Here is a 23830-nt window from a genome sequence, read left to right as displayed (position 1 = left end):
CCGACTTGGGCATTGGGAGTACTCTTCATGATGCGCCGCGCTTGGCCCTGCTCGGAAGCCGGTCGACTGAGGCTCGTCGACTTCTCCGCAGCACTCTTCATTGGGCTCGTGATCCTCGCGCTGTGGCTCAGCATTCGGCCACCACTCACGCACCCGTTCACGCATTGGCTTCTGGCGATGCTTGCGTTGTCCGTGACTCACATGCTTCGAGAGGCCATTGTGAGATTCCAGGAACGACGAGCATCGAGGAGATGGTCCTCAACGACCACCTGCTCCGTCTTAAAGGGAGGACCACTGCGCTTCTTCGGGGACTGCCTCGTCGCCGTGTCCTTGTTGCTCGCAGCTATAACTCTTCTCCTCTTCGGGATAAGTCTTCTCAGAATCGGAGGATTCCGATGGCCTCTGATGGCGGCCGGCATGGCCCTCCTCGTGTTCGCCTCCATCGATCTCGTCAAACTTGCCGTCTGGCATGGCGTCCATCCGCGTATCGAGGTCGACCCCGAATGCATCCGGGTCGTCAGCACGGACGGCCATCCCTGGATGGCACGCTGGGAGGATCAGCCCTCTGCCAACGAGAGTCTTAGAGGCAACCGAATCGCACTCACCGACAGGAACCATCCCTACCAACGCACCTCGATGAACGGCGTTCCCGTCACACACGCCTACCTCCAAAACCTCCTCGACTACTTCCGCGAACACCCGGCGGACACCGCCGACCTCGGCACCCCCGAAGGCCTCGATATCCTTAAGCGCATCACCAGCTGATCAATTCCGAGGTCGCGACCTGTCGCGCAGGAAGCACTGGACGACCGGGTTCCACAGCCGAAGGGCGGGCGTCGCGGGGCAGAAGGAAGCGGGGCGGGTCAGCAGGACTCTCGCGGGACGAGGCGCGCGGGCAGGAGGACCGGCTTCCCGTCCCAGGTCCCGGCGTCGATCTCCTGGACCATGCGCGCAGCGGCGGCGCCGAGCAGCTCGGCGGAGTTCTCGATCGTCGTCAGCCCCGGGACGAACTCGCCGGCCGCGCGGATCGCGTCGAAGCCGATGATCTTGACATCCTTCGGGACGCGGATTCCGCGCGTCTTCCACACGCGCATCGCGGCGAGCGCCATCGGGTCGGAGGAGGCGAAGACGCCGTCGACGGCGCCCGCCTCGATCTGCGGGGTGAGCTCCTCGGCGGAGGTCTCGCCGGACGCCGGGGTGAACCGGCCCTCGACCTCGACGGGAACGATCCCCTCGGTCGCGAGGACCTCCCGGAAGCCGACGAGTCGATCGACGGCAGCGACCATGTCGAGAGGGCCGGTGATGATCGCCGGATGACGGATCCCGGCCTCGAGCATCCGCCTCGCCGCGATCCGCCCGCCCTCGACGTTGTCCACGTCGACCCAGCAGGCGGGCGGATCGTCGATGAAGGGGCGGCCGATGAAGACGACCGGGATCGGCGCCGACAGGTAGGCGTCGATCTGCTCGGGGATCTTGTGGTGGGACACGATGATCGCGCCGTCGACGCGGCCGTCGCGCAGGAACCTCGCCGCCCGCTTCGAGCCGTTCGCGCTGTCGGCGAAGGCGGTGACGAGCTGGATGTCCTCCTTCTCGAGCGCCCGCGAGATCGAGATCGCGATGCGCGCGAAGAACGGGTCGTTGAAGACGAGGAGGTCCGGCTCGGGGATCATCAGCGCGATCGTGTCCGTCCGGTGCGTGACGAGCATCCGGGCCGCGGAGTTCGGGACGTACCCGAGCTCCTTCACCGCGCGCTTCACGGCCTCGATCTTCACGTCGCCGACGCCCGGATCGCCCCTCACGACGCGCGAAGCGGTGGCTCGCGAGACGCCGGCGGCGGCCGCGACGTCCTCGAGCGTGATGTTCCCGGTCTTGCGGCTCACCGCCGTCGCCTCCCCGCTAGTCCACGTCCAGTGCGTTGTTCTTCATGACGTCCCGGTACCAGAGCGCCGAAGCCTTCGGCGTTCGCTGCTGAGAATCGTAATCGACGCGGACGATGCCGAATCGCTTCGTGTACCCGTGGGCCCACTCGAAGTTGTCGAGGAGCGACCACTCGAGGTATCCGGCCACGTTCGCGCCCTCGGCGATGGCCGCGTGGACCGCCGCGAGGTGGTCGCGGACGTAGAGCAGACGGTCGCCCGAGTCGTCGACGTACCCCGTCTCATCCGGGACGTCGTCGTAGGCGGCGCCGTTCTCCGTGACGACGAGCGGAATGCCCGCCGGTCCCGTGAACTCGCGGTCGAGCCGGGTGAGGAGGATCCGCAGGTCGTCGGGCCCGACCTCCCAGTCCATGGACGTGCGGGGCAGCCCGCGCGACACCCAGCGGACGCGCTCGCTCCCGACGTTCGGGGATCGACGAGGACGCCCCTGGGCGTTGAACGAGACGAGCGGCGAACGATCAGCCGGATCGGGCGCCGACACGTCGGCGACGACGTCCTCCGGGTAGGCGCCCCGGAAGATCGGGTCGAGGAACAGGCGGCTCGCCGTGCCGTCGATGCGCCGGGCGGCGGCGACGGCCTCGTCCGGGTCGGTGTGGCTCAGGGCGCGCTCACCGCCCGCGTAGGAGAGGAGCGAGGAGCACCACGGCTCATTGAGAGTCGTCCACACGTCGACCCGGTCGCCAAGGCGCTCGTAATACGCGAGGCCCTCCTCGTTGAGTGTCCTCCCGTCGGGCATGACGCGCGCCCAGGAGACCGAGAACCGGAAGGTCCCGACCGACAGCTCCTTCCTGAGGGCGACGTCCTCGTCGATCCGGTGGTACGAATCGCACGCCACGTCGATGTTCGAGCCGTCGACGATCGCGCCGGGCTCGCGGGCGAAGACGTCCCAGATGGAGTCTCCCTTCCCGCCCTCGCGGCCGGCGACGGCGAACAGAACGAGCAGCGGGAGCGTCGCGTCGACGACGCCCACCATGATGAGCTCGTAGGGCAGCGCCTCGCGGATGTACTGCGTCATCCAGAACACCCCGAACGCCGAGACCATGCCCGGCACGATGACCGAGATCAGCTCACCGCCAGAAACCGCCGGGGCGCCGAGGGGATCTCCCTCGCGCACCGACGGGCCTAGAGTGCGAGCCCTTCGACGATCTCGGCGCCGGGGAGGGCCGCGAGCAGCTCGCCCGTGACAAAGAGCTTCGAGCGACGCAGGCCCGAGCCGATGCACGACCAGCCCTGCGCGCAGCGCGCGTCGACGAGGAGCCGCCACGAATCCGGCACGCCGACCGGCGTGATCCCGCCGTACTCCATGCCGGAGGCCTCGACCGCCCGATCCTGCGCCCAGAAGGACGCCTTGCGAACGTCGAGCAGTTTCTTCACCGCGTGATTGACGTCGACGTTCGTCGTCGCGCGGATGACGCAGGCGGCGATCCGCTCCTCCCCGGCGCGCTTGCCCGCGACGAGGATGCAGTTCGACGACAGCGCGAGGTCCATGCCGAAGGCCTCGGTCATCGCCTCGGTATCGGCGAGGTCGGGGTCGATCTCCACGACGAAAGCGGATTCTGCGAGCTCCGGCCGCGCTTCGACAAGAGCGACGAGGGCGGAGGCGACGGGCTCGGCGAGGAGGTCGACTCGATCGGGCGCGCGCGTCGGGTGAAGGCTTCCAATTCCGGGGATCTGCGGGGTCGTCATGGTCGCACGCTATCGGCGCTGCGCGGCAGGGGCGCGACGAGGCCGCCTGGCGGGCACGCGTGACGTCGTGAAGACCCCAAGCGGCCTCTTCACCGCTCTGAGGAGATCCCCTCGACGCGGCAAGGTGATGCTCTCGGTGAAGGACGGGTAATGCCGTCGGCGGGGGATGGGTAATGCCGTCGGAGGGGGAGGGATGATGCTCTCGGCGAGAGGGCGGGAAGCGAGCCGCGTCCGCGGGGCGGGACCTTCTCCTCTTCCCCTCGCCGGCGCCCGGCCCCGGCCTCGTGCACCTTTGCGCGCGGGGGCGAAATCCCCACGGAAGTGCGCGCTCGCAGGGACTTCCGGACCTCGAAGCGCCCGCGAGCGCCGCCATAGTGTGAGACCACCCACAGGAAAGGTGCAGACATGGGTGGCACGGACAACGCGGTCGTCGACGGACTCATGACCGGCGCGGTGGAGGCCCTCCGCGAATTCTCGACCTTCGACCAGGAGCGCGTCGACGCCATCGTCGAAGCCGCCGCCAGGCGCGCGCGCGACGCGCACGCCGTCCTCGCCAGGGCGGCGGTCGACGAGACCGGGCGCGGCAACTTCGAGGACAAGACGGTGAAGAACGTCTTTGCCTCCCAGTACGTCGCCGACCACATGAAGGGCATGAAGACCGTCGGCGTCATCAGCGAGGACGACTTCGCCGGAATGGTCGAGATCGCCGAGCCCGTCGGCGTCGTCGCCGCCGTCACCCCCGTCACGAACCCCACCTCGACGGTGATCTTCAAGTCCCTCATCTGCCTGAAGACCCGCAACCCCGTCGTATTCGCCTTCCACCCCTCCGCCCAGTCCTGCTCCGCGCTCGCCGCGAAGATCGTCTACGAGGCCGCGCTCGAGGCGGGCGCCCCGAAGAACTGCATCCAGTGGATCGAGGAGCCGTCGATGGAGAACACGACGGCGCTCATGAACCACCCCTCGACCTCGGTGATCCTCGCGACCGGCGGCAACGCGATGGTCCGGGCGGCCTACTCGTGCGGGCGCCCCGCCCTCGGCGTCGGCGCCGGCAACGTCCCCGCGTACATCCACCGTTCCGCCGACGTCAAGGGCGCCGTCTACTCGGTCGTCGCGTCGAAGTCCTTCGACAACGGCGTGATCTGCGCGTCCGAGCAGGCCGTCATCCTCGACGACGAGATCCGCGAGCAGGCGCTCGCCGAGTTCGCCGCTCTCGGCGGGTACCTCCTGAGCGCCGAGGAGAAGAAGAAGATCGAGCAGCTCCTCTTCGGCGCGAACGCCTTCACCGAGGAGGCCCGCTCCGCGAAGCTCAACCCGCGCATCGTCGGCCACTCCGCGGTCGACATCGCCGCACAGGCCGGCGTCGACGTCCCCGCGGGCACAGCGATCCTCCTCGCCGAATGCTCGGAAGTCTCCTACGACGAGCCGCTCACCCGCGAGAAGCTCAGCCCGGTGCTCGCAGTGCTCTCCGCCTCCTCGGACGAGGAGGGCATCGCGCTCGCCGCGGCGATGGTCGAACAGGACGGCCTCGGCCACACCGCCGGCATCCACGCCCGCGACCGCGAGGTCATCGGCCGTTTCGCCCATGCCGTCAAGGCGATCCGCGTCGTCGAGAACGCCCCGACCTCGCAGGGCGCGATCGGCGGCATCTACAACTCGCTCATCCCCTCGCTCACGCTGGGCTGCGGCTCCTACGGGCACAACTCCGTATCGAACAACGTGTCCGCCGTCAACCTCATCAACATCAAGCACGTGGCGAGGAGGAATCCCGTGATCCGCCCGTTCCGAGTCCCCGCCCAGATCTTCTCCGGCTCCGGATCGATCCGCCGGCTCGGCGCCATGGAGTTCACGAACGTCACCGTCCTCACCGACGCCGACACGATCGGGAGGGGGATCCTCGACCAGGTCCTCAAGCTCGTGTACACGCGCAATCGCGCGGTGTCGGTCCAGATCGTCGACGACGTGCCCGCGCGGTTGAGCGTCGACTACCTGCGCGACAAGATCACCGAGGTCGCCGCCTTCCGCCCGCAGAACATCATCGCGGTGGGCCGCCGCCCGGTGATCAACGCGGCGAAGTTCGTGCGCCTCGGCGTCGCCCGCCCGGACATCGACATGGCCGACGTCGTCGCCGAGAACGTCGCCCTCCCCGAGGTCGTCGAGCGCCCCCAGCTCGTCTGCATCTCGACGGTGAACGGCGGCCAGGCGGCGGTCGCCCCGAAGGCCGGGTTCTTCGATCCGCGGATCAACATGACCCGCGTCATCACCTCGCCCTCGTTCCTCCCGTCCGCCGTCATCATCGACCCGGACCTGCCGGTGTGGGACAAGCAGGCGGCGGTCCTGCGCGGCTTCCAGACGATCACGCAGGCGACCGAGGCCTACTTCTCCGTCGACGCCTCCGACTTCACGGACGCGCTCGCCGTCCACGGACTCGAGATCGCGTACCGGGCGATGCCCGCGGTGATCTCCGAGGACGAGGGCGCCCCCGAATACGAGTCAGCGTCCGCCGCGATCGTCTCGGCCTCCTGCCTGGTCTCGACGGCCCTGGGGAACACCTCGCTGGGCCTGGGCGAATCCCTCGCGGAGGCCGTCCACGTCACCTACGGCGTCAACCGCCGCTCGGTCCGGCCGATCGTCATGCCGAACGTCGTCCGTTTCAACGCGCGGGCGCCGCGCCGCTTCGTCACCTCGCCGAACTACGACTTCCTCAAGGTCCCCGCCCAGTGCGCGGCGCTCGCCCGCCAGCTCGGGATCGCGGTGAAGGGGAAGGACGAGGCCGGGGCGGTGGAGTCCTACGCGTCGGCGCTCGAGGAGCTGCGGACCCGTTCGGGCGTCGCGGCGACCCTGGCGAAGCTCGGGATCTCGAGGAAGGCGTTCGACAAGGGCCTCGACGCGGCTGCCGAGTACGCCTTCGATCACGCCTCGCGCGGTGGCAACCCGCAGACCGCGAAGATCGCCGACATCCGCTCGATCCTGCGCGCCTGCTTCGACGGGGTCGTCTGGACCGGCGCCGAGGAGGCCTGAGGCCCGGGGGTGGGACCCGGCTTCCGGGTCCCACCCCCAAACACGCGTTTGGCGGCTTTGTCAGCGTTTGGCGGCGATAATCGGCGGATTTTCCGCCGCCAAACGTCAGGAAACCCGCCAAACACCGAGCGCACCGCCCATATGCACCACTTCGCGCCAGATGTGCTGAAGGAGATCCCCTCGACGCGCGAAGGTGATGCTTTCGACGAGGGGCGGTGAATGCGAAGCCCCCGGCTCGACGAGCCGGGGGCTTTTCCGCGGAGGATGGGGGATTCGAACCCCCGAGGGCTTGCACCCAACACGCTTTCCAAGCGTGCGCCATAGGCCACTAGGCGAATCCTCCAGGACGCGCTTCGAGCGCGCCCGATCATCCTAAGCGCTCGGCCGCTCGGAACGCCAACCGCGACTCGTTCTCGACATCATGGCGTTGCTCACGAGTCGACCGCCGAGTCGCTCCCGCTCATCGAGGCGGGAGCCCCGACCTCGTCACTTGCGATAGCGGGCGACGAAGTTCGCGGCGACGCGGCCGGCCTGATGATGGGCCTCGCCCTCACGGCCGATGATCACGAGGTAGTCGATGTCGTCCGTCCCCGGATATCCGGCGTCCTCCCAGCGCTCGAGCGCCTGGCGGATCGCGTCGGAGTCGAGTTCCGGATTGAACTGCGTCGCGTAGAAGTCCGGGGCCAGGCGCATGATCTGCACCGGGCAGGTGATCGACTTGCCGAGGACGACCGCCCCCTCGGGCACGTCCTCCGTCGCCTCGTGGTGGTTGACGTAGGTGAGGAAGGAGCGGGGGAAGCCCTCGAGGAGCGGGTCCTCGGCCCCCTCCTGGGTGAGGAGGATCTCCGTCAACTGCGGCTCCTCCGCCCACTTCGTCGTCACCCGGCCGCCCATGAGGAGCGTCGCAACCTCGGTGCCGTAGCCGGTCGTCAGGCACGGGGTTCCGGCTTCGACGATCTCCCCGAGGATCCGCCGCAGCTCTCCCTCCGCGCGCTTCTGAGTCGGCGTCTTGAACGCGTCCGGCGTGGTCGTGCCGTACGGGGAGCCCGCGACGATGATCCCGTCGTAGGCCCGCACGTCGATGTCCGGCAGACCGAGCATGTCGAGCCGGACCTGTTCGAGTTCATGCTCGGCGAGGCCGGTCGCCTTGAGGAAGGAGCGATGCTCGGCCGCGATCGCCTCGTCCTCGGGACGCGTGGAGACCAAGAGGAACGATGTCATACACCAACCCTAGGTAAAGAATCGCAAAGGGTCGACCCAGTTCCACCCTGTGAATCCCGCTCCTCGGGACGCGCGGCCCCGCCCTCGTCGATCGTCCGCGGCGCGAGGGAAGGGCAAGGGCCGAAGGGCCCGGATCGGCGGGACGGCCTTCAGGCTCGGGGCACTCGCTTCGTCGGATGCCGACGATCCTCCCCTCTCCACCACGGCATCCACGAGGCGTACCCGTTCGTGGGAGAAGTCGGAGAGTCCGGCTCGAAGCCGAGCTCCTCGGGCGTCTGAGGAATGCCGTCGACGAGGAAGTACTTGTCGGCGTCGTCGCAGTGCTCCCGAACGATCTCGCGGAACTCGCCAAGCTCGCAGTAGAGCACCCCGGTGATCGGATTCCTCTTGAAGACGAGGATCTTGTACAGCCAATAGCCGAACAGCGCGACATTCGCGACGAGGGCCGCCGCCGAGCAGGCGATGTTCGCGCGCGGATCCATCGTCGCGAAGTTGAAGAGATCCGACGGCGGAACGAGCAGTTCCGGCAACAGAGTGTTCATGGAGATCCAGAAGACGAGCGTGAAGCACCGGAACCAGATCCACTGCCCCTTCGCCCAGGTGAAGGCCGGGATCGTGCAGGCGAGCAGGAGGGCGAGAGTGCAGTACCACGTGTAATCGGCGAGCGAGTTGTAGAGGAAGGCGTGATTCCAGAGGTCGTAGGCGATGACCCACGGCCACACCATGTCCACCCAGATGAGGCCACGAACCTTCTGCTTTCCGGGCGACGTCGCGATGATCTTGCCGAGCCCCGTGATCGTGATGATGTTGAGCAGGCCGGCGGCGGCCGACATGAGGTTCCAGACTCCGCCGATCGTCCGAAAACCCGTCGCCGGATCGATTCCCACATGCCGCGCGGCGAGATTCGCCGCCACCGCCTCGTACCACGCCTGCGAATGAAGTTCAGCAGTGACCCCGCGAGCCTCGGGCAGCCCGGCGATCATGTCGATCGAGTGGGTCGCGTTCACCGACTTCAGACACTGCCAGTCGGCCCCGCAGGCGTAGTAGGCATCGGCGTTCGCGTAGATCGCAAGATCGCGGATGTTCGCCTCCATGATGTTGACCGCGAGACCGATCCACAGGGCGACGCCCAGCCAGATCGCATACTTGTGCGCCTTGACGGGATTGCGCTTCGCATAGACGAGGACGACGCCCGTCATCGTCGCAGTGAGGATCATGATCGCGTACTTGCCGAAGGGGAACCATCCGACCATCGGGGTACCGTGAATCCACGCGTACGGCATGAGGGCGATGCCCCCGACGGTCCACACCGCGAAGATCGTCCAGTTCCACCGGCGGTTGATCTCCGCTACGAGCATTTGCGCGATGAGCACCGCGAACCAGAGAAGGTAGACCTTCGGAGTTCCGACCTCCCAGAGGAAAAGCGAATGCACGATGCAACCTTTCAAACCGCCACTGAGCTGGATTCGGAGTACTACCCTAATTCTCCGCAACCCATTAGGTGCGAGATTCGTCACAGTCGCTGATCGCGCTCACCCGCGCGGTGCACCCCAACATCGTCGACAGCGTCCCCACCCGGGACCGACGCCCCTCGCCCAAGCCTCAAGGAGGAGGACTCATGGCACGGACTGCTTCGCGCGCCCACCCCCTGCGCACGATCGGACTCGCCGGCACAACGGCACTCCTGGGCGGCATGTACGCCTTCAGCCAACTGAGCGGCAAGGCGACGAAGGAGGAGCAGGCCTGGCGATACCCCGGCGACGATCTCATCGACGCGAACTACGACAATGGCTACTCGTCGACCTACGCGATCACCATCAACGCCCCCGCCTTCGCCGTCTGGCGTCTGTTCAAGCAGATCGGCGCCGAGAAGTCCGGGTCGTTCTCCTCGGAGTTCCTCGAGCGCACCTTCGCGCGCCTGCCCTTCTTCAACTCCTACGAGATCCAGGAGGAGTTCCAGCAGCCCGACTCGATGATGCCCGGTGACATCGCCGCCTTCGACTTCCACGGAATGTCGATGGAATGGGCCGACATCGTTCCCGGAAAGTACATGGTCCAGTGGGTCGACACGAAGAATCCGCCGAAGGCCCCGGGGTCCTATGCATTCCGCTTCCCAGGAATGACCCACTTCGCCGCCGCATGGTGCTTCTACGTCGTTCCGCTCGAGGGCGGACGCACGCGCCTCATCAATCACTGGCGCATCGGATACGAACCCGCATCGGCCGCCATGACCGCGCTCAACTGGGTGAACATCGAATTCATCGGCGGATGCATGACGCACCTGCAGAACCTCTACGTCAAGCGGGTACTCGAGTTCGAGAAGAAGCAACACCTGACTGGCCGGTTCATGCGGGGCATGCTGGGCGGCCGATTCTTCCCCACGGGCACGCCCGCCGGCCGCTACGACGGAACGCCCCTCTTCGAGGACACGTACACCCAGTGGTTCCGCTACGGTCGCTCGGCCCCCGCGGTCGCGGAGATCCGCCCGCCCGTCACCGACGATCCATCATGGCCCCCGATCGGCCCCGGAACGCCTTGGGAGGACGAGGTCGACGCCTCCTACTTCGACGGATGGAGCGAACCGAAGTTCTCCTGGGATGAGCAGATCCGCCAGAAGAAGGAACGGACCTACCTTCCCGATTGGGGGAAGGAGCGGAAGTGAACTCCATCGTCCCCCCCGACTATCCGACCCTTTTCCTCTTCGAGAGAGGAGAGTGGTGGGACTACGCGATGCTTGTCCTCGTCATCGCCGCCCTCGCGGCGGTCGCGTGGCTCGCCCAGCGGAACATGTGGGTCGTCCTCGCCGTCTTCATCCTCATCCCCGTCTCCCTGTCGATCTTCTGGTGGCCGACGTCGACCGCGGGAACGAATTCGGCTGGATGGTTCCCGATCGTCAAGCAATACTCAGCGCTCGCCGGTTCCCTGTGCCTCGTCGCCCTCCAAGTGTTCCCCCGACTGCGGTACAACCGGTGGTACCTCCTCATTCCGCCGGTCATCCTCGCCACGAACATCGCCGAAGCCGTCATCCGCGACTTCCAGTGCTTCGGCATCCACGGGATCGATCCCGCGCAGGGCATGGTGACGTGGGGAGGCCCGTGGAATCTTCTCAACGGCATGGCGGGAATTCTCAACCTTCTCGCGATCTCCGGGTGGATCGGCATCTTCGTGTCGAAGGGCAAGGAGCGCGCCCTGGTCTGGGGAGATCTCACTATCGGATGGATCGTCGCCTACGACTTGTGGAACTTCGCCTACGTGTACAACTGCTTGGCCGATCGCGCTTGGTACTCGGGCGTCGCGCTTCTCGCGTCGTGCACGATTCCGGCGTTCCTCAAGTTCGGGCGCGGAGCGTGGATCCAGTACAGGGCGTACACGCTGACGTTCTGGTCGGCGGCGGTCCTCACATTCCCGCATTTCATGCAGGACTCGATGTTCGCGCATCGGAGCGCGCACAATCCGGTCGCGATGCTCCTCATCTCGATAGCGGCCCTCGCCGCGAACGCCTGGGTGTTCGGCCGCCATGTTCGGGCGATCGTCCTCAAGCGGCGCAATCCCCTCACGCAGGAGGTGCACGTCGACGAGCCGACGTACACGTCATGGGTGCGCGATCTCGCGAGCCCGGAGGACCAGGACCGGATCGCCGCACGAATGGGGACGACGGCGGAGGAGGCGGGCTTCCGAATTCGCTGAGCCGCTCTCCGAAAGTCGGACGGCATGCTCCGGCCTTCGGAGGTGGGCGTTGCGCGTCGGCGGAGTTCATCGGCCGGGGCCGGGGGCTCTGCCCCCGGCCCCGGCCGATTCAGCGCCGATCCTCCGCCCAGAGGCTCTCAGGAATCGCAGCCGGGAAGAAGTCGGCGCCCTGGACGATCGAGTCGAGCCTGTCGAGGATGTCGTCGAGGGCGAGGCGGATCCCTCCCTGGACAACGGCATCCGCTCCGAGGGTCGACACGACGACTTCGGGGGCGAAAGGGCAGAGGCGATCGATCGCTTCACTCAAGCGCGGGAGGAAGAGGTCGGCGTCGGCCGAGTACTGTCCGCCGACGACGAGGCACTGGGGGGCGAGGGCGAGGATCATCGCGGCGGCCCCCAGGGCGAGGACCTCGGCGTATTCGTCGAGGGCGCTCAGGGCGCGCGAATCCGATCGGCGTGCGGCGAGGATGAGGTCCTCCCTCGTCAGACTCGCCCCGTCGTAGAGGGCGTCGGCGAAGATCTCCTCCTCGAGTTCGCGCCAGCGGAGCTGGGGGAGCTCGCCGATGAGGCCGGCCGCTCCGAAGAGGCCCTCGTGGACACGGTGGTTGATGACCGAGGCCGCGCCGGTGCGTTTGCCCGCGAGGATGTAGACGACGTCGTCGAAGGCCGCGGCGGCCCCCCTCCAGGATTCTCCGCGCGCACCGAGGGCGCAGTCCCCGGCGCTGCGCACGCGGGTGCCGAGGGCGTCGCTGAATTCTTCGTCGAGGCGGACGCCCTTCCAGCCGGGCATCCCCTCTCCGCCGAAGTAGGCGACGACGCCCTCGTGGACGACACCGGGGGAGGCGAGGGTGCACGTCCACACGGGCAGGTCCCGGTTCTTCGCGAGGACCCTGCGGCCGAGGTCGATGGAAGCGTCGAGGCGGTCCCTCGCGATCAGGTCTTCGGCGAGTTCGATCCTCTCGGAGGCGAGGATCGCGCCAGAGAGATCGGCGGTCATGGAGGTGGCGTGGTGGGCGCCGATGTCGATGGAGAGGACCTGGCCGAGGGCGGAGTGGAGGCCGATGTGCGCGGCAGGCCTTCCGAGTCTCGGGGCGGCCGGGGTGACGGCGACTTCCTCGAGCCATCCGAGTTCGACGAGGTCGAAGACGATGGCCTCGGCGGCGACGCGCGTGACGCCGGTGGCGCCGGCGATGTCGGCGAGCGTGCGGGGACCGTCGATGCAGGTCTTCAGGGCCGCGGACATGTTGGCCCTGCGCTGGATCCGTCGCGGTGCTCTCATAGTCGCCTCCTCCTGGACTTGCCTTAATTAAGAAACTTACGTTATATTTGAGAGGATTTCACAGCGAATGAGGATTCAACGATGAACCACTCGACAGCACCGTCGACTTCCACACTCCGGACACCCGGGGCCTCCTCTCGCGCGTGCCGCACGACACTCACCGCCTTTTTCTTCCTGGCACCCGCCCTCGTCGGCTTCCTCGTCTTCTACCTCGTGCCGATGGTCAAGGGACTGCAGATCTCACTCACCGACTGGGACCTCATCACGGCACCCGAATTCGTCGGGCTCGACAACTACACGAAACTCCTCGCCGACGAGAACTTCGGCCACAGTCTAGCGATCACCGCCGTCTACGTGATCGTCAACATCACCACCCAGACGGCCGCCGGACTCGCCATCGCCGTCCTCATGCAGCGGATCAGCCACTCCACCCTGATCCGCTCCCTCCTCCTCGTCCCCTGGCTGGTCCCGAACGTCACCATCGCCGTCATCACGCTCTTCATCCTCGACCCCAACGTCGGTCTCCTCAATCACGGACTCGAACTCCTCGGGACGGAGCCCATCGCCTTCTACGGCGACCCCAACATCGCGATCCTCACCGTCGCCCTCGTCAACTCCTGGCGGAACATGGGCTACACCGCCCTGCTGATCTTCGCCGGAATGCAGACCATCCCCCAGATGGTCTACGAAGCCGCAGCCCTCGACGGGGCCTCGGCCGCCCGCACCTTCTTCCGGATCACACTGCCCCTGACCCGGCCGATCCTCGTCATGGTCGTCATCGTCTCGATGATCGGATCCTTCCAAATCTTCGACACCGTCGCAGTCGCCACCAAGGGCGGGCCGATCGGCTCCACCAGAGTCATCTACTTCTACATCTACCAAAAGGCCTTCGAACAGGGGCAGATGGGCTACGCCGCCGCCATGTCCGTCATCCTCCTCCTCATCATCCTCATCATGACACTTGTCCAACTGCGCTTCTCCCGCGCGGAGCAATCGGATCTCGGGTGACGCCATGAATTCCACCGGTCGAATCGAACGCATCATCGGATGGGCCCTCATGGCCCTCCTCCTCGCCATCACACTCATCCCCTTCGCCTGGGCGATCCGCACGGCCCTCATCCCCAATGCCGACGTCTTCAACGGCGACTACTCACCGATCCCCCAGCGCCTCACCGACGTCAACTTCCGCAGGGTCCTCGGCCTCGTCTCCCTCGAAGAGGACATCGCCGCCGGAGGAACCGGCGCGAAGATGTACTTCTGGCTCTACCTGAGGAACTCCTTCATCTTCACCGGGATCCTCGTCCTCGGGCAGGTCGTCACATCGACGATGGCCGCCTACGCCTTCGCTCGCCTGCGCTTCCCCGGACGCGACCTCATTTTCGGAATCCTTCTCACCGGCATGATGATCCCGCCGATCTTCATCGTCCTGCCGAACTTCGTCCTCATCAAGGACCTCGGGCTCCTCAACAGCTTCGCCGGCCTCCTCGCCCCCTACGTCCTCGTCAGCCCCTTCGCGATCTTCTTCCTCCGGCAGTTCATGCTCGGGCTCCCCAAAGAAGTCGAAGAAGCGGCCATGCTCGACGGCGCAGGCTCATGGACGACCTTCAGAAAAGTCATCGTGCCCATGACCTCGGCACCCATCACGACCGTCGCGATCATCCAGGCCGTCTTCGCCTGGAACGAATACCTCTGGCCCCAACTCGTCGGCCAGCACCACACGGTCCGCCTCCTCAACGTCGCCCTGGCCGCCTTTCAGCAGAGCTCCCCCTCCACCCGCCCCGACTGGACCGGCCTCATGGCCGCAGCCACCCTCCAGACGATCCCGATGTTCCTCATCCTCATCGTCCTCGGACGCAAGCTCGTGTCCTCCATCAGCCTCACCGCAGCCAAGTAATCCATCCCCGCGCACCCCGCGCACTTCTCGAAGGAGAGAACACAATGAGACGCCACCTCGCATTCCTCGCAGCAGCGGGGCTCATGGCAGGAGCCCTCGCCGCCTGCACCCCCGCCGAGCTCACCGAGAACGGCTCCGAGTCCTCAGCCGACTCCACCGGGATCACCTACTCCCTCTGGGACCCGAACCAGCAGACCGCCTACCAGAAGTGCGCCGACGCCTTCGAGAAGGAGAGCGGCATCCGCGTCACCATCGACCAGAAGGGCTGGGACGACTACTGGAAGAACCTCACCGTCGGCATCAACTCCGGAACCGCCCCCGACGTCATCACCAACCACGTCGCCCACTACCCCGAGCTCGCCTCCAAGGGCGTCCTCACCGACCTCAAGCCGATGATCGAGAAGGACGGAATCGACCTGTCCCAGTACACCGGCGACCTCGCCTCCCTGTGGGACTACGACGGCAAGACCTTCGGCATCCCCCAGGACTGGGACACCATCGCCCTCGTCTACAACGTCAAGGACGTCACCGACGCGGGTCTGAGCGCCGCCGACCTCGCCGACCTCGACTGGAACCCGCAGGACGGCGGTTCCTTCGGAAAACTCGTCGCCCGCCTGACGATCGACGAGAACGGAGTGAGGGGCGACGAGCCCGGATTCGACAAGACGAAGGTCGCCACCTACGGATGGGGCCTCGAGACCGGCGGCGGAGTCGTCGGCCAGGGCCCCTGGTCGTGGCTCGCCCTGTCCAACGGATTCACCTACCTCGACAAGAACCCCTTCGGCACCCACTACAACCTCGACGACCCGAAGCTCGCCGAGGCACTCACCTGGTGGCAGAAGCAGATCAACGCCGGATACGTCACCCCCGTCGAGAAGGCCGGCAACCTCGGCCTTCAGCCGATGATGGAGCAGAACAAGGCCGCCCTCGTGCCCGACGGCTCCTGGAGGATCAACACCTGGTCCCAGTCCAAGGCTCAGCAGTTCGCCTTCGCTCCGCTGCCCAGGGGCCCCGAAGGCCGCAAGACGATCATCAACGGGCTCGCCCCCTCGATCACCGCGACCTCGAAGCATCAGGACGCGGCCTGGCAGTGGGTCAAGTACCTCACCTCCGAGAAGTGCCAGACCGTGATCGCCGCAGAAGCCGTCGTCTTCCCCTCGATCACCGCACAGTCCGAGGCCGCGGCGGCGGCCCACAAGACGTCCGGAGTCGACGTCTCCGCCTTCCTCGACATCGCGAAGGACCCGACGGCCCTCTCCTACTACCCGATCACCTTCAAGGCGGACGAGATCAACACCGAGGCCGACCTCGTCATCGAGAAGATCGAGCGAGGCGAGGCCGACCCGACGAGCGCCCTCGCCGAGTTGTCCGCCAAGGTCAACGCCCTGCTGAGCGAGTGATCCGAGATGATGACTCCGACTCCTCTCGAGCTCCTCGTCACCCGCGAGGATTCCGCTTGGCGACTCATCGGCGCCCCCTCGGGCACCCGAGCCCTCGGAGGAGCCGGGGTCGTCGTCGAGGCCCCGCGCCTGAACATCACCCACACGGCGGCCCCCGACGCCCAGATCTACCGCCACGGCTGGACCTCCTGGTCTCCGACCGCGTGGTGGCGCCTCGACCGGGAGCCCTGGCGCGTCTGGGGCAATCCCGAGCGCACGGCGACCGCCGAGGACGCCGCGACCGACACCGCCGAGCGGCACCGCTCCTACCTCCTCGGCGCGATCGCCGTGCCGGGCGCCGCCAGCGAGGAGCCCCTCTATCTCCTCGTCGGCGCCCTGGGCGGGGCGAGCGGCCGCATCGACCTCCTCCCCGGCAGGATCGAGGCGCGCCCCCTGGACTCCGAGGATCCCGGCCCCGGGCGCTGGTGGATCGGGCTCGGCCCCGAGGATGAGGTCTTCGCCTCGTGGACGCGCGCCCTCGAAGGCTCGCTCTGCGAGGCGGGACGCCTGCTGCCCCGCCGAGAGGAGCCGGGTCCCGTGTGGTCCTCCTGGTACTCCTGGTTCGAGGAGGTGAGCGCCTCGGCGATCGACGCGGAGATCGGGCCCGCGCAGCGCTCCGGATACGCCGTCCTCCAGATCGACGACGGATGGGAGCGGGGCATCGGCGATTGGGAGGCGAACGACGACTTCCCCGAGGGGATGGGGGCGATCGCCGCGCGGATCCGCGACGCGGGCATGACCCCGGGCCTGTGGATCGCCCCCTTCATCGCCTCAGCCGAATCGCGCATCGCGCTCGACCACCCCGAGTACTTCGTCTCCGACGAGGCGGGAGCGCCCGCGATCGCCGGATACAACTGGGGGGCTCCCTACTACGCGCTCGACTGCACCCGTCCCGAGGCCCTCGATTGGGTGCGCGAGACGGTGTCCCGCATCGTCTCGTGGGGGTACGGCTACCTCAAGCTCGACTTCCTCAACGCCGCCGCGATCCCCGGTTCACGGCATCACCGCCTCGGGCGGGAGGAGGCCTACAGGATCGGCCTGCACGCCCTGCGGGAGTCGGTCCCCGAGTGCTACATCATGGCGTCGGGAGCGGTCATCGCCCCCTCCATCGGGATCGTCGACGGGATGCGGGTCGGTCCCGACACCGCTCCCTACTGGGACAATACGGAGCGCAAGAAGGACCCGAGCGGCCCGGGCGTGCGCAACGCCCTGCGCAACTCACTCGCCCGCTTCTGGCTCTCCGCCCTCACCGACATCGATCCGGACGTGGCGATCTGCCGGACCCACGGTTCCCTGCTCAGCGAGGAGGCCTGCCAGATCACCCGCGATATCGCCCTGGCGACCGGCGTCGTCGGCTGCTCCGACCCGGACGCCTGGCTCACCGAGCCCGAAAGGGAACGAGTCGCCGAACTCTGCGCCTCGGCGCGCCGGGGCGCGCGGGTCGAACGCCTCTCGCGCTACCGCTTCTCCATCGATTCGCGCCTCGTCGATTTCGAGCCGTGGATCTCTCCGAGAGTCAGGATGAGCGACCGGATCCTCGCGAAGTAGCCCCTTCCGCTCGCCCCTCCCGCTCCGCCGTGCGCCCGTAGCGCTGGGGGCGGGCGGGATGCGGTGCTCGTCTCAGAAGACCGAAGGGCCTCCTACGCCGTGCGGCGCTCCCGGTATCCTGAGGTTCCGACCGGTGAAACGGCCAAGCCCATCAGGCACTGCCCATCGACTGATCGGAGAGCTCACTCATGAGCGACACCCCTCGCGGCTTCTTCCGCTGGACCCTTCACGGCGACGGAACGACGATCACCCCCGGCGAGGTCGTCGCCGCCGGCGAGCGTCTGTCCTGGCCGCGCACCGTCGGAATCGGCGCGCAGCACGTCGTCGCAATGTTCGGCGCGACATTCCTCGTCCCCCTCCTCACCGGCTTCCCACCGGCGACGACGCTCTTCTTCAGCGCCGTCGGCACGCTCCTCTTCTTCCTCATCACCGCCGGGCGCCTCCCCTCCTACCTCGGCTCTTCGTTCGCGCTCATCGCGCCGATCGTCGCCGTCTCCGACAAGCTCGGCATGCAGTACGCGCAGGGCGGCATCATCGCCACCGGCGCGACCCTCGCCGTCGTCGGCCTCATCGTCCACTTCGCAGGCGTCCGCTGGATCGACGCCCTCATGCCCCCGGTCGTCACCGGCGCGATCGTCGCCCTCATCGGCCTCAACCTCGCGCCGGCCGCGTGGAACAACGTGAAGACCGCGCCGCTCACGGCCGTCATCACGATCGTCTCGATCTGCCTCATCACCGTCCTCTTCAAGGGCATCATCGGCCGCCTCTCGATCCTCTTCGGCGTGCTCATCGGCTACGCCGCCGCGGTCGTCCAGCACCAGGTCGACTTCTCCGCCATCGAGAAGGCCGCCTGGTTCGGCCTCCCCCACTTCCAGGCGCCCGCTTTCGACCCCTCGACCCTCGGACTCTTCGTCCCGGTCGTCTTCGTCCTCGTCGCCGAGAACGTCGGCCACGTGAAGTCCGTGTCCGCCATGACCGGCGAGAACCTCGACGACGTCACCGGCCGCGCCCTCCTCGCCGACGGCCTCTCGACGATCCTCGCCGGCTCGGGCGGCGGCTCCGGTACGACGACCTACGCGGAGAACATCGGCGTCATGGCAGCGACCCGCGTCTATTCGACCGCCGCCTACGTCGTCGCCGCCGGCGTCGCCTTCGCGCTCTCGCTCCTCCCGAAGTTCGGCGCGATCATCGCGACGATTCCCGCCGGCGTCCTCGGCGGCGCGGGCACGGTCCTCTACGGCATGATCGGCATGCTCGGCGTCCGCATCTGGGTCCAGAACCGCGTCGACTTCTCCAACCCGGTCAACCTCAACACCGCGGCGGTCTCGCTCGTCGTCGCGATCGCGAACTTCACCTGGTCGCCCGGCGGGATGACCTTCGAGGGCATTGCCCTCGGCACGGCCGCCGCCCTCGCGATCTACCACTCGATGAAGTGGATCTCGAAGATGCGCGGCACGAACCTCGAGCAGGCCTCGCCGGCCTCGGCGCCCGCGGGCACCGAACTCGAGTCCGAGGCCTACGCCACGCGCCACAAGGCGACGCCGCCGCAGGCCTGAGCGTGAACTCGGCCCCTCGGTGGGGCCCGCCCAGCGCCTGAGCCCAGCACCTCAGTGGAGGGGTTGGCGACACATGGAGGGGTTACACCCCCTCCCGTTGTCGTCAACCCCTCCACTCGCATGTGAGTGGGCGTACGAGGGTGTGAAGCGGGGCATTCAGACCCGCATGGCCTCAGTGCCCGCGCATTGGCCCGCCCAGCACCTCGGTGGAGGGGTTGGCGACACATGGAGGGGTTACACCTCCTCCGATTGTCGTCAACCCCTCCAATTGCGTGCGGGGGCGCACGGACGCGGGCGCGAGGCACTGCGAGGGCCCGGGGGCGCACAGGGCGCTCGGCACGGTCACCACCCCTTCACACATCATATGTTGATATGTAATCTATTGACATGACATCAGCGCCCGTCCTCCCGATCCGCCACGGCGAAGTCCTCGACTCCCTCGTCGGCGCCGAGATCGCCGTGTGGAACCGCCTCGAGCACGCCCTGTGGGAGATCCCCGACTCCGCGACCCTCGGACGCCTCCTCACGCTCCGCGCGATCGACGCCGCGGGCCCGCACGGCGCCCACGTCCACGAAATCGCCTCCACCCAGCGCATCACCGTCGGCGCCGCCTCGAGGCTCGTCGATCGGCTCGTCGCCGACGGCCTCGTCGATCGGCTCACGTGCCCGCAGGACCGCCGCGCCTCGTGCCTCGTCCTCACCGATGCGGGATCGGCGCGCATGACGACCGCCGCGGGCGGCGTCTCCGACGAGCTCTCGCGCCTCCTCTCCGGCTTCTCCGCCGCCGAAATCGACGCGCTCGTCCCGCTCCTGCGCCGCCTCATCGCCTCCGCCGAGGCCGCAGACGCCGCCCGCTCCCCCCGTCCCTCCGCCAATGGACGAGGCCGGGGCCGCCGCATGACACGGGCGGAAGCGGATCGGGCAGAAGGCTCGACGGATGCCGCGAGCGCAGTCGAAGGATCGGCGACCGACCCGACGTCCGATGGGACGCCAGCCGACCCCGCCCAGGCGGGGTCGGCGGCGCGCGGGCCCTCCACGGCATCGGCTGGATCGACGGGAGGCGCCCGATGAACGTACTGCACTCGTCGACCACCCCGCGAGCGGAGAGCGCTACGCGAGGGGCGAGCGCTCCTCGCGAGGCGAACGCCCTGCCCGCGGCCGGCGCCTCCCACCCGATGAGCGCGTTGCCCGAGTCGATGCGCGCGGTCGTCCTCGACGGCCCGGGCGCGCCCGAGGCCCTCCGGGTCAGCGAGCTCCCACTCCCCCTCCCCCGAGCCGGCGAGGCCCTCCTGCGCGTCGAGGCCTTTGGCATCAACCGCTCCGAGCGGTACTTCCGCACGGGACTCGCAGCCTCCGGCTCCTTCCCGCGCGTCCCCGGCATCGAGGCGACCGGCACCATCGCCGCCCGCGGCGACGGCGTCGACCTCGATGTCGGACAGAGGGCCGCGGCCCTCATGGGCGGCATGGGCCGCGAGTTCGACGGCGGCTACGCCGAGTACGTCCGCGTCCCCGCGGGCATCGTCGTCCCCTTCGGCTCCGACCTCCCGTGGGAGGTCCTCGGCGCCCTGCCCGAGATGATCCAGACCGCCTACGGCTCGCTCGCCGTCGGGGTCCGCCCGAAGCCGGGCGACCGGCTCCTCGTGCGCGGCGGGACCTCGTCGATCGGGCTCGCGCTCCTCGCGCTCGGGCGGCGCATGGGACTCGAGACGATCGCGACGACCCGATCAGTCGACCGACTCGACCTCCTGCACGAAGCGGGCGCCGCCCACGCCCTCGTCGATGACGGGAGCATCGCCGAGGAGGTGCGCGACCTCACCGGCGGCGGCGTCGAGGGCGCGGTCGAGCTCGTCGGAGCGCCGACGCTGCGCGACACCCTGCGGGCGACCAGGTCGGGCGGGACCGTGTGCTTCACGGGCATGCTCTCCGACGAGTGGATCCTCCCCGACTTCTACCCCATGGACTGGCTCCCCAACGGCGTGCGCCTCACCGCCTATTCCGGCGAGGCCGCGGACCTTCCGGCCGACGTCCTCCAAGGCCTCCTCGACGACCTCGCCTCGGGCGCCTGGGCCCCGCCACGCACGACCGTCTACACGGGGCTCGAGGCCGCGGCCGACGCCCACCGGGACATGGAGGAGGGCCGGGGCGTCGGCAAGAGGGTCGTCCGCGTCGTCCACTCCCCCTCGAATGGGTCCATCGTCTCCGACCTCGTCGATCGAGAGACGGCGCGACCCGCGGACGCCGCCGAACCCGGAGCGCACCCGCAGACGGCGGACGCCGCGGCGGAAGGAGCGCGCGCATGATCGTCTTCGACGACGTCTCCCACGTCTTCCCCAACGGGACCGTCGCCCTCGAGCACGTGTCCCTCGAGGTCGCCGCCCACACGACCACCGTCCTCCTCGGGACGTCCGGGTCCGGCAAGACGACGCTCATGCGGATGGTCAACCGGATGCTGAGCCCGACCTCGGGGCGCGTCCTCGTCCGCGGGCGCGACGTCGCCGAGGCCGACCCCGTCGCCCTGCGCCGCTCCATCGGGTACGTCCTCCAGGACGCCGGGCTCTTCGGGCACCGCACCGTCGTCGACAACATCGCGACCGTCCCGCGCCTCGAAGGGGCGACCCGACGCGCGTCGGCCGCCCGCGCGCTCGAGCTCATGGACCTCGTCGGACTCGACCGCTCGCTCGCGAAGCGCTACCCGGCCGAGCTCTCCGGCGGACAGCGCCAAAGGGTCGGCGTCGCCCGGGCGCTCGCCAACGAGGCCGACATCCTCCTCATGGACGAGCCCTTCGGAGCCCTCGACCCGATCGTCCGCGCCGACCTCCAGCGCGAACTGCGCGACCTGCGCGATCGCGTCGGGACGACGATCCTCTTCGTCACGCACGACCTCGACGAGGCCTTCATGCTCGGCGACCGCATCGCCGTCCTCGCCGCCGGCGGGCGCCTCGCCCAGGTCGGCACCGGGCCCGAACTCGTCGCGCATCCGGCCGACGACTTCGTCCGCTCCTTCGTCGGGACGTCCGCCGCGCGCCCCCTGCGCGAGACCACGACCCCGGGCGGCCGGCTCATCACGGACGAGGACGGGCGCCCCCTCGGGGTCCTCCCCTTCTCCGGGGCGCTCACCAAGGGCAGTGGCCCGGCGGCCTCCGCCTCTTCGGGTCGCGGCCCCGGCCTCGTCGATTCCTCCCCCATCGACGAGGACACGGCGCGATGACCTGGCTCCTCGGGAATCTCGACCTCCTCGCCGAGCTCACCGCCGCGCACCTCGCAATCGCGGCCCCGGCGATCCTCGTCGCCGTCGCCGCCTCGATCCCCATCGGCTGGGCGGCGAATCGGTCGCCGAAGTGGGGCGGGCCGCTGCTCACCGCACTGTCGCTCCTCTACGCGATCCCCTCGCTCCCCATGCTCATCGTCGTGCCCGTCGTCGTCGGGATCGCGCTGCGCTCCGGGCTCAACATGGTGATCGTCCTCGCGCTCTACGGGATCGCGGTCCTCGTCCGACAGGTCGCCGACGCCTTCGCCTCGCTGCCGCCCGCGGTCCTCGAGGCCGCCGACGCCGCCGGATTCTCCGCCCCGCGCCGATTCGCCTCCGTCGAACTGCCGCTCGCCCTGCCCGCGATCATCGCCGGAATCCGCGTCGTCGTCGTCTCGACCGTCTCCCTCGTCACCGTCGGGGCGTTCATCGGCGTCCGTTCGCTCGGCACGCTCTTCACCGACGGGTTCCAGCGCGGGCTCGTCTCCGAGGTCCTCACCGGACTCGGCGCCACCGTCGCGCTCGCGCTCGTCCTCGACGCGCTCGTCGTCCTCCTCGGCGCGGCCGCGACCCCGTGGACGAGGGCGGAGCGGCGCGCCGGATCCCGCGTCTCCCGCGCCCGCGCGCGCCTCGAGGCGGAGGTCGCCGCATGAACCTCCTGCTCGAAGCCCTCTCCTGGCTCGCCGCCCCCGCCCACTGGGCCGGGGCGTCGGGCGTGCCCGCGCGACTCGCCGAGCACCTCGGACTCACCGCCGCGGTCGTCGCCGCCGCGGTCCTCATCGCCCTCCCCCTCGGCGTCGCCATCGGCCACACCGGACGATTCCGATTCCTCATCACCGCGACCTCCGGGGCGGCGCGCGCGATCCCGACGCTCGGCGTCCTCACGCTCGCGGGACTGTGGCTCGGGATCGGGCTCAAGGCGCCGTTCCTCGCGCTCCTCGTCCTCGCCGTCCCGCCCATGCTCTCCGCGACCTACGCGGGCGTCGAATCCGCCGACGCGCGCACCGTCGACGCGGCGCGCGCCCTCGGGCTCACCGAGCTCCAGGTCGTCCGCGACGTCGAACTGCCCGCCGCCCTCCCCCTCGTCCTCGGGGGCCTGCGATCGACGACCCTCCAAGTTGTCGCCACCGCGACCCTCGCCGCCTACACCGCCGACGCCGGACTCGGCCGCTTCCTCTACATCGGCCTCAAGACCCGCGACTATGCCCAGATGATCGGGGGCGCGATCCTCGTCGTCGCCCTCGCACTCGTCCTCGACGCGCTGTGGGCGCTCGCCGGGCGCGCCGCGCGCCGACGCGGGGCGCCCGCGTGAGGCCCG

General features: G+C 68.5%; 20 protein-coding genes and 1 tRNA gene. 14 read left to right on the top strand and 7 right to left on the bottom strand.

What is annotated here, in order from left to right:
• Positions 1-27: 27 nt before the first annotated feature.
• Positions 28-765 (top strand): hypothetical protein, encoded by a 738-nt coding sequence (locus DY157_RS11430; RefSeq protein ID WP_218938086.1) that lies wholly within the window; start codon positions 28-30, stop codon positions 763-765.
• A gap of 98 nt (positions 766-863) precedes the next feature.
• Here the strand turns inward: DY157_RS11430 and DY157_RS09695 are convergent, their stop codons facing one another.
• The 3 genes from DY157_RS09695 to DY157_RS09685 are packed head-to-tail and all read right to left on the bottom strand — an operon-like array spanning position 864 to position 3623.
• Positions 864-1880, bottom strand: a complete 1017-nt coding sequence (locus tag DY157_RS09695) for a LacI family DNA-binding transcriptional regulator (RefSeq protein WP_115728411.1) — start codon at positions 1878-1880, stop codon at positions 864-866.
• A 16-nt stretch (positions 1881-1896) separates the two neighbouring features.
• Complete coding sequence (locus DY157_RS09690) at positions 1897-3051, bottom strand: glycoside hydrolase family 1 protein (protein WP_235827158.1); 1155 nt, start codon at positions 3049-3051, stop codon at positions 1897-1899.
• An 8-nt stretch (positions 3052-3059) separates the two neighbouring features.
• Positions 3060-3623: a YbaK/EbsC family protein gene (locus DY157_RS09685; protein WP_115728410.1), complete on the bottom strand. Its 564-nt coding sequence runs from the start codon at positions 3621-3623 to the stop codon at positions 3060-3062.
• A gap of 405 nt (positions 3624-4028) precedes the next feature.
• On the opposite strand from DY157_RS09685, the gene DY157_RS09680 reads away from it, so the two are divergent.
• The gene (locus DY157_RS09680) at positions 4029-6641 is read left to right on the top strand and encodes an aldehyde dehydrogenase family protein (RefSeq protein ID WP_115728409.1); all 2613 of its coding nucleotides are present in this window, start codon (positions 4029-4031) and stop codon (positions 6639-6641) included.
• Between the two features lie 258 nt (positions 6642-6899).
• On the opposite strand, the gene DY157_RS09675 is transcribed toward DY157_RS09680, so the two are convergent.
• From DY157_RS09675 to DY157_RS09665, 3 genes are all read right to left on the bottom strand, one after another.
• A tRNA-Ser gene (locus tag DY157_RS09675) sits at positions 6900-6984 on the bottom strand.
• 143 nt (positions 6985-7127) lie between these two features.
• Positions 7128-7862: a glutamine amidotransferase-related protein gene (locus tag DY157_RS09670; RefSeq protein ID WP_115728408.1), complete on the bottom strand. Its 735-nt coding sequence runs from the start codon at positions 7860-7862 to the stop codon at positions 7128-7130.
• A gap of 149 nt (positions 7863-8011) precedes the next feature.
• The gene (locus tag DY157_RS09665) at positions 8012-9295 is read right to left on the bottom strand and encodes a DUF5692 family protein (RefSeq protein WP_115728407.1); all 1284 of its coding nucleotides are present in this window, start codon (positions 9293-9295) and stop codon (positions 8012-8014) included.
• Between the two features lie 185 nt (positions 9296-9480).
• Here DY157_RS09665 and DY157_RS09660 point away from each other — a divergent pair, with 185 nt between their 5' ends.
• The gene (locus DY157_RS09660; protein ID WP_115728406.1) at positions 9481-10524 is read left to right on the top strand and encodes a hypothetical protein; all 1044 of its coding nucleotides are present in this window, start codon (positions 9481-9483) and stop codon (positions 10522-10524) included.
• Complete coding sequence (locus DY157_RS09655) at positions 10521-11549, top strand: DUF5692 family protein (protein ID WP_174232152.1); 1029 nt, start codon at positions 10521-10523, stop codon at positions 11547-11549. The genes DY157_RS09660 and DY157_RS09655 overlap by 4 nt, the downstream gene beginning before the upstream one ends.
• A gap of 109 nt (positions 11550-11658) precedes the next feature.
• Here the strand turns inward: DY157_RS09655 and DY157_RS09650 are convergent, their stop codons facing one another.
• Complete coding sequence (locus DY157_RS09650) at positions 11659-12828, bottom strand: ROK family protein (protein ID WP_115728405.1); 1170 nt, start codon at positions 12826-12828, stop codon at positions 11659-11661.
• A gap of 81 nt (positions 12829-12909) precedes the next feature.
• Here DY157_RS09650 and DY157_RS09645 point away from each other — a divergent pair, with 81 nt between their 5' ends.
• From DY157_RS09645 to DY157_RS09600, 10 genes are all read left to right on the top strand, one after another.
• On the top strand, positions 12910-13836 hold the full coding sequence (locus tag DY157_RS09645; RefSeq protein WP_115728404.1) for a carbohydrate ABC transporter permease: 927 nt from the start codon (positions 12910-12912) through the stop codon (positions 13834-13836).
• Positions 13837-13840: 4 nt separating this feature from the next.
• The gene (locus tag DY157_RS09640; RefSeq protein ID WP_115728403.1) at positions 13841-14722 is read left to right on the top strand and encodes a carbohydrate ABC transporter permease; all 882 of its coding nucleotides are present in this window, start codon (positions 13841-13843) and stop codon (positions 14720-14722) included.
• Positions 14723-14766: 44 nt separating this feature from the next.
• On the top strand, positions 14767-16122 hold the full coding sequence (locus DY157_RS09635; RefSeq protein WP_115728402.1) for an ABC transporter substrate-binding protein: 1356 nt from the start codon (positions 14767-14769) through the stop codon (positions 16120-16122).
• Positions 16123-16128: 6 nt separating this feature from the next.
• Positions 16129-17709 carry a glycoside hydrolase family 36 protein gene (locus DY157_RS09630; RefSeq protein WP_115728401.1) on the top strand — a complete coding sequence of 527 codons (1581 nt, stop codon included), beginning with the start codon at positions 16129-16131 and terminating at the stop codon, positions 17707-17709.
• A 188-nt stretch (positions 17710-17897) separates the two neighbouring features.
• Positions 17898-19265, top strand: a complete 1368-nt coding sequence (locus DY157_RS09625; protein ID WP_115728400.1) for a uracil-xanthine permease family protein — start codon at positions 17898-17900, stop codon at positions 19263-19265.
• Between the two features lie 387 nt (positions 19266-19652).
• On the top strand, positions 19653-20336 hold the full coding sequence (locus DY157_RS09620) for a MarR family winged helix-turn-helix transcriptional regulator (protein ID WP_115728399.1): 684 nt from the start codon (positions 19653-19655) through the stop codon (positions 20334-20336).
• A complete protein-coding gene (locus DY157_RS09615; protein ID WP_235827157.1) occupies positions 20333-21565 on the top strand; it encodes a zinc-binding dehydrogenase in 1233 nt (410 codons plus the stop codon). Before DY157_RS09620 ends, DY157_RS09615 begins: the two co-directional genes overlap by 4 nt.
• Positions 21562-22473, top strand: coding sequence for an ABC transporter ATP-binding protein (locus tag DY157_RS09610; protein WP_115728397.1), 912 nt, complete (start codon positions 21562-21564; stop codon positions 22471-22473). Before DY157_RS09615 ends, DY157_RS09610 begins: the two co-directional genes overlap by 4 nt.
• Positions 22470-23165: an ABC transporter permease gene (locus DY157_RS09605; protein ID WP_115728396.1), complete on the top strand. Its 696-nt coding sequence runs from the start codon at positions 22470-22472 to the stop codon at positions 23163-23165. Before DY157_RS09610 ends, DY157_RS09605 begins: the two co-directional genes overlap by 4 nt.
• Positions 23162-23824, top strand: a complete 663-nt coding sequence (locus DY157_RS09600; RefSeq protein ID WP_115728395.1) for an ABC transporter permease — start codon at positions 23162-23164, stop codon at positions 23822-23824. Before DY157_RS09605 ends, DY157_RS09600 begins: the two co-directional genes overlap by 4 nt.
• Positions 23825-23830 lie beyond the last annotated feature (6 nt).

This window comes from Actinomyces culturomici, from assembly GCF_900499005.1.
In the GTDB taxonomy this organism is placed as follows: Bacteria; Actinomycetota; Actinomycetes; order Actinomycetales; family Actinomycetaceae; genus Pauljensenia; species Pauljensenia culturomici.
The sequence above is the reverse complement of the archived record's forward strand: the minus strand, read 5'-3'. Positions and strand labels throughout refer to the sequence as shown.

Excerpts from the sequence above, each read along its gene's own strand:
- DY157_RS11430 (WP_218938086.1), top strand. The coding sequence starts at position 28 with ATGATGCGCCGCGCTTGGCCCTGCTCGGAAGCCGGTCGACTGAGGCTC.
- DY157_RS09685 (WP_115728410.1), bottom strand. The coding sequence starts at position 3,623 with ATGACGACCCCGCAGATCCCCGGAATTGGAAGCCTTCACCCGACGCGC.
- DY157_RS09680 (WP_115728409.1), top strand. The coding sequence starts at position 4,029 with ATGGGTGGCACGGACAACGCGGTCGTCGACGGACTCATGACCGGCGCG.
- DY157_RS09670 (WP_115728408.1), bottom strand. The coding sequence starts at position 7,862 with ATGACATCGTTCCTCTTGGTCTCCACGCGTCCCGAGGACGAGGCGATC.
- DY157_RS09660 (WP_115728406.1), top strand. The coding sequence starts at position 9,481 with ATGGCACGGACTGCTTCGCGCGCCCACCCCCTGCGCACGATCGGACTC.
- DY157_RS09650 (WP_115728405.1), bottom strand. The coding sequence starts at position 12,828 with ATGAGAGCACCGCGACGGATCCAGCGCAGGGCCAACATGTCCGCGGCC.
- DY157_RS09645 (WP_115728404.1), top strand. The coding sequence starts at position 12,910 with ATGAACCACTCGACAGCACCGTCGACTTCCACACTCCGGACACCCGGG.
- DY157_RS09640 (WP_115728403.1), top strand. The coding sequence starts at position 13,841 with ATGAATTCCACCGGTCGAATCGAACGCATCATCGGATGGGCCCTCATG.
- DY157_RS09635 (WP_115728402.1), top strand. The coding sequence starts at position 14,767 with ATGAGACGCCACCTCGCATTCCTCGCAGCAGCGGGGCTCATGGCAGGA.
- DY157_RS09630 (WP_115728401.1), top strand. The coding sequence starts at position 16,129 with ATGATGACTCCGACTCCTCTCGAGCTCCTCGTCACCCGCGAGGATTCC.
- DY157_RS09625 (WP_115728400.1), top strand. The coding sequence starts at position 17,898 with ATGAGCGACACCCCTCGCGGCTTCTTCCGCTGGACCCTTCACGGCGAC.
- DY157_RS09620 (WP_115728399.1), top strand. The coding sequence starts at position 19,653 with ATGACATCAGCGCCCGTCCTCCCGATCCGCCACGGCGAAGTCCTCGAC.
- DY157_RS09615 (WP_235827157.1), top strand. The coding sequence starts at position 20,333 with ATGAACGTACTGCACTCGTCGACCACCCCGCGAGCGGAGAGCGCTACG.
- DY157_RS09610 (WP_115728397.1), top strand. The coding sequence starts at position 21,562 with ATGATCGTCTTCGACGACGTCTCCCACGTCTTCCCCAACGGGACCGTC.
- DY157_RS09605 (WP_115728396.1), top strand. The coding sequence starts at position 22,470 with ATGACCTGGCTCCTCGGGAATCTCGACCTCCTCGCCGAGCTCACCGCC.
- DY157_RS09600 (WP_115728395.1), top strand. The coding sequence starts at position 23,162 with ATGAACCTCCTGCTCGAAGCCCTCTCCTGGCTCGCCGCCCCCGCCCAC.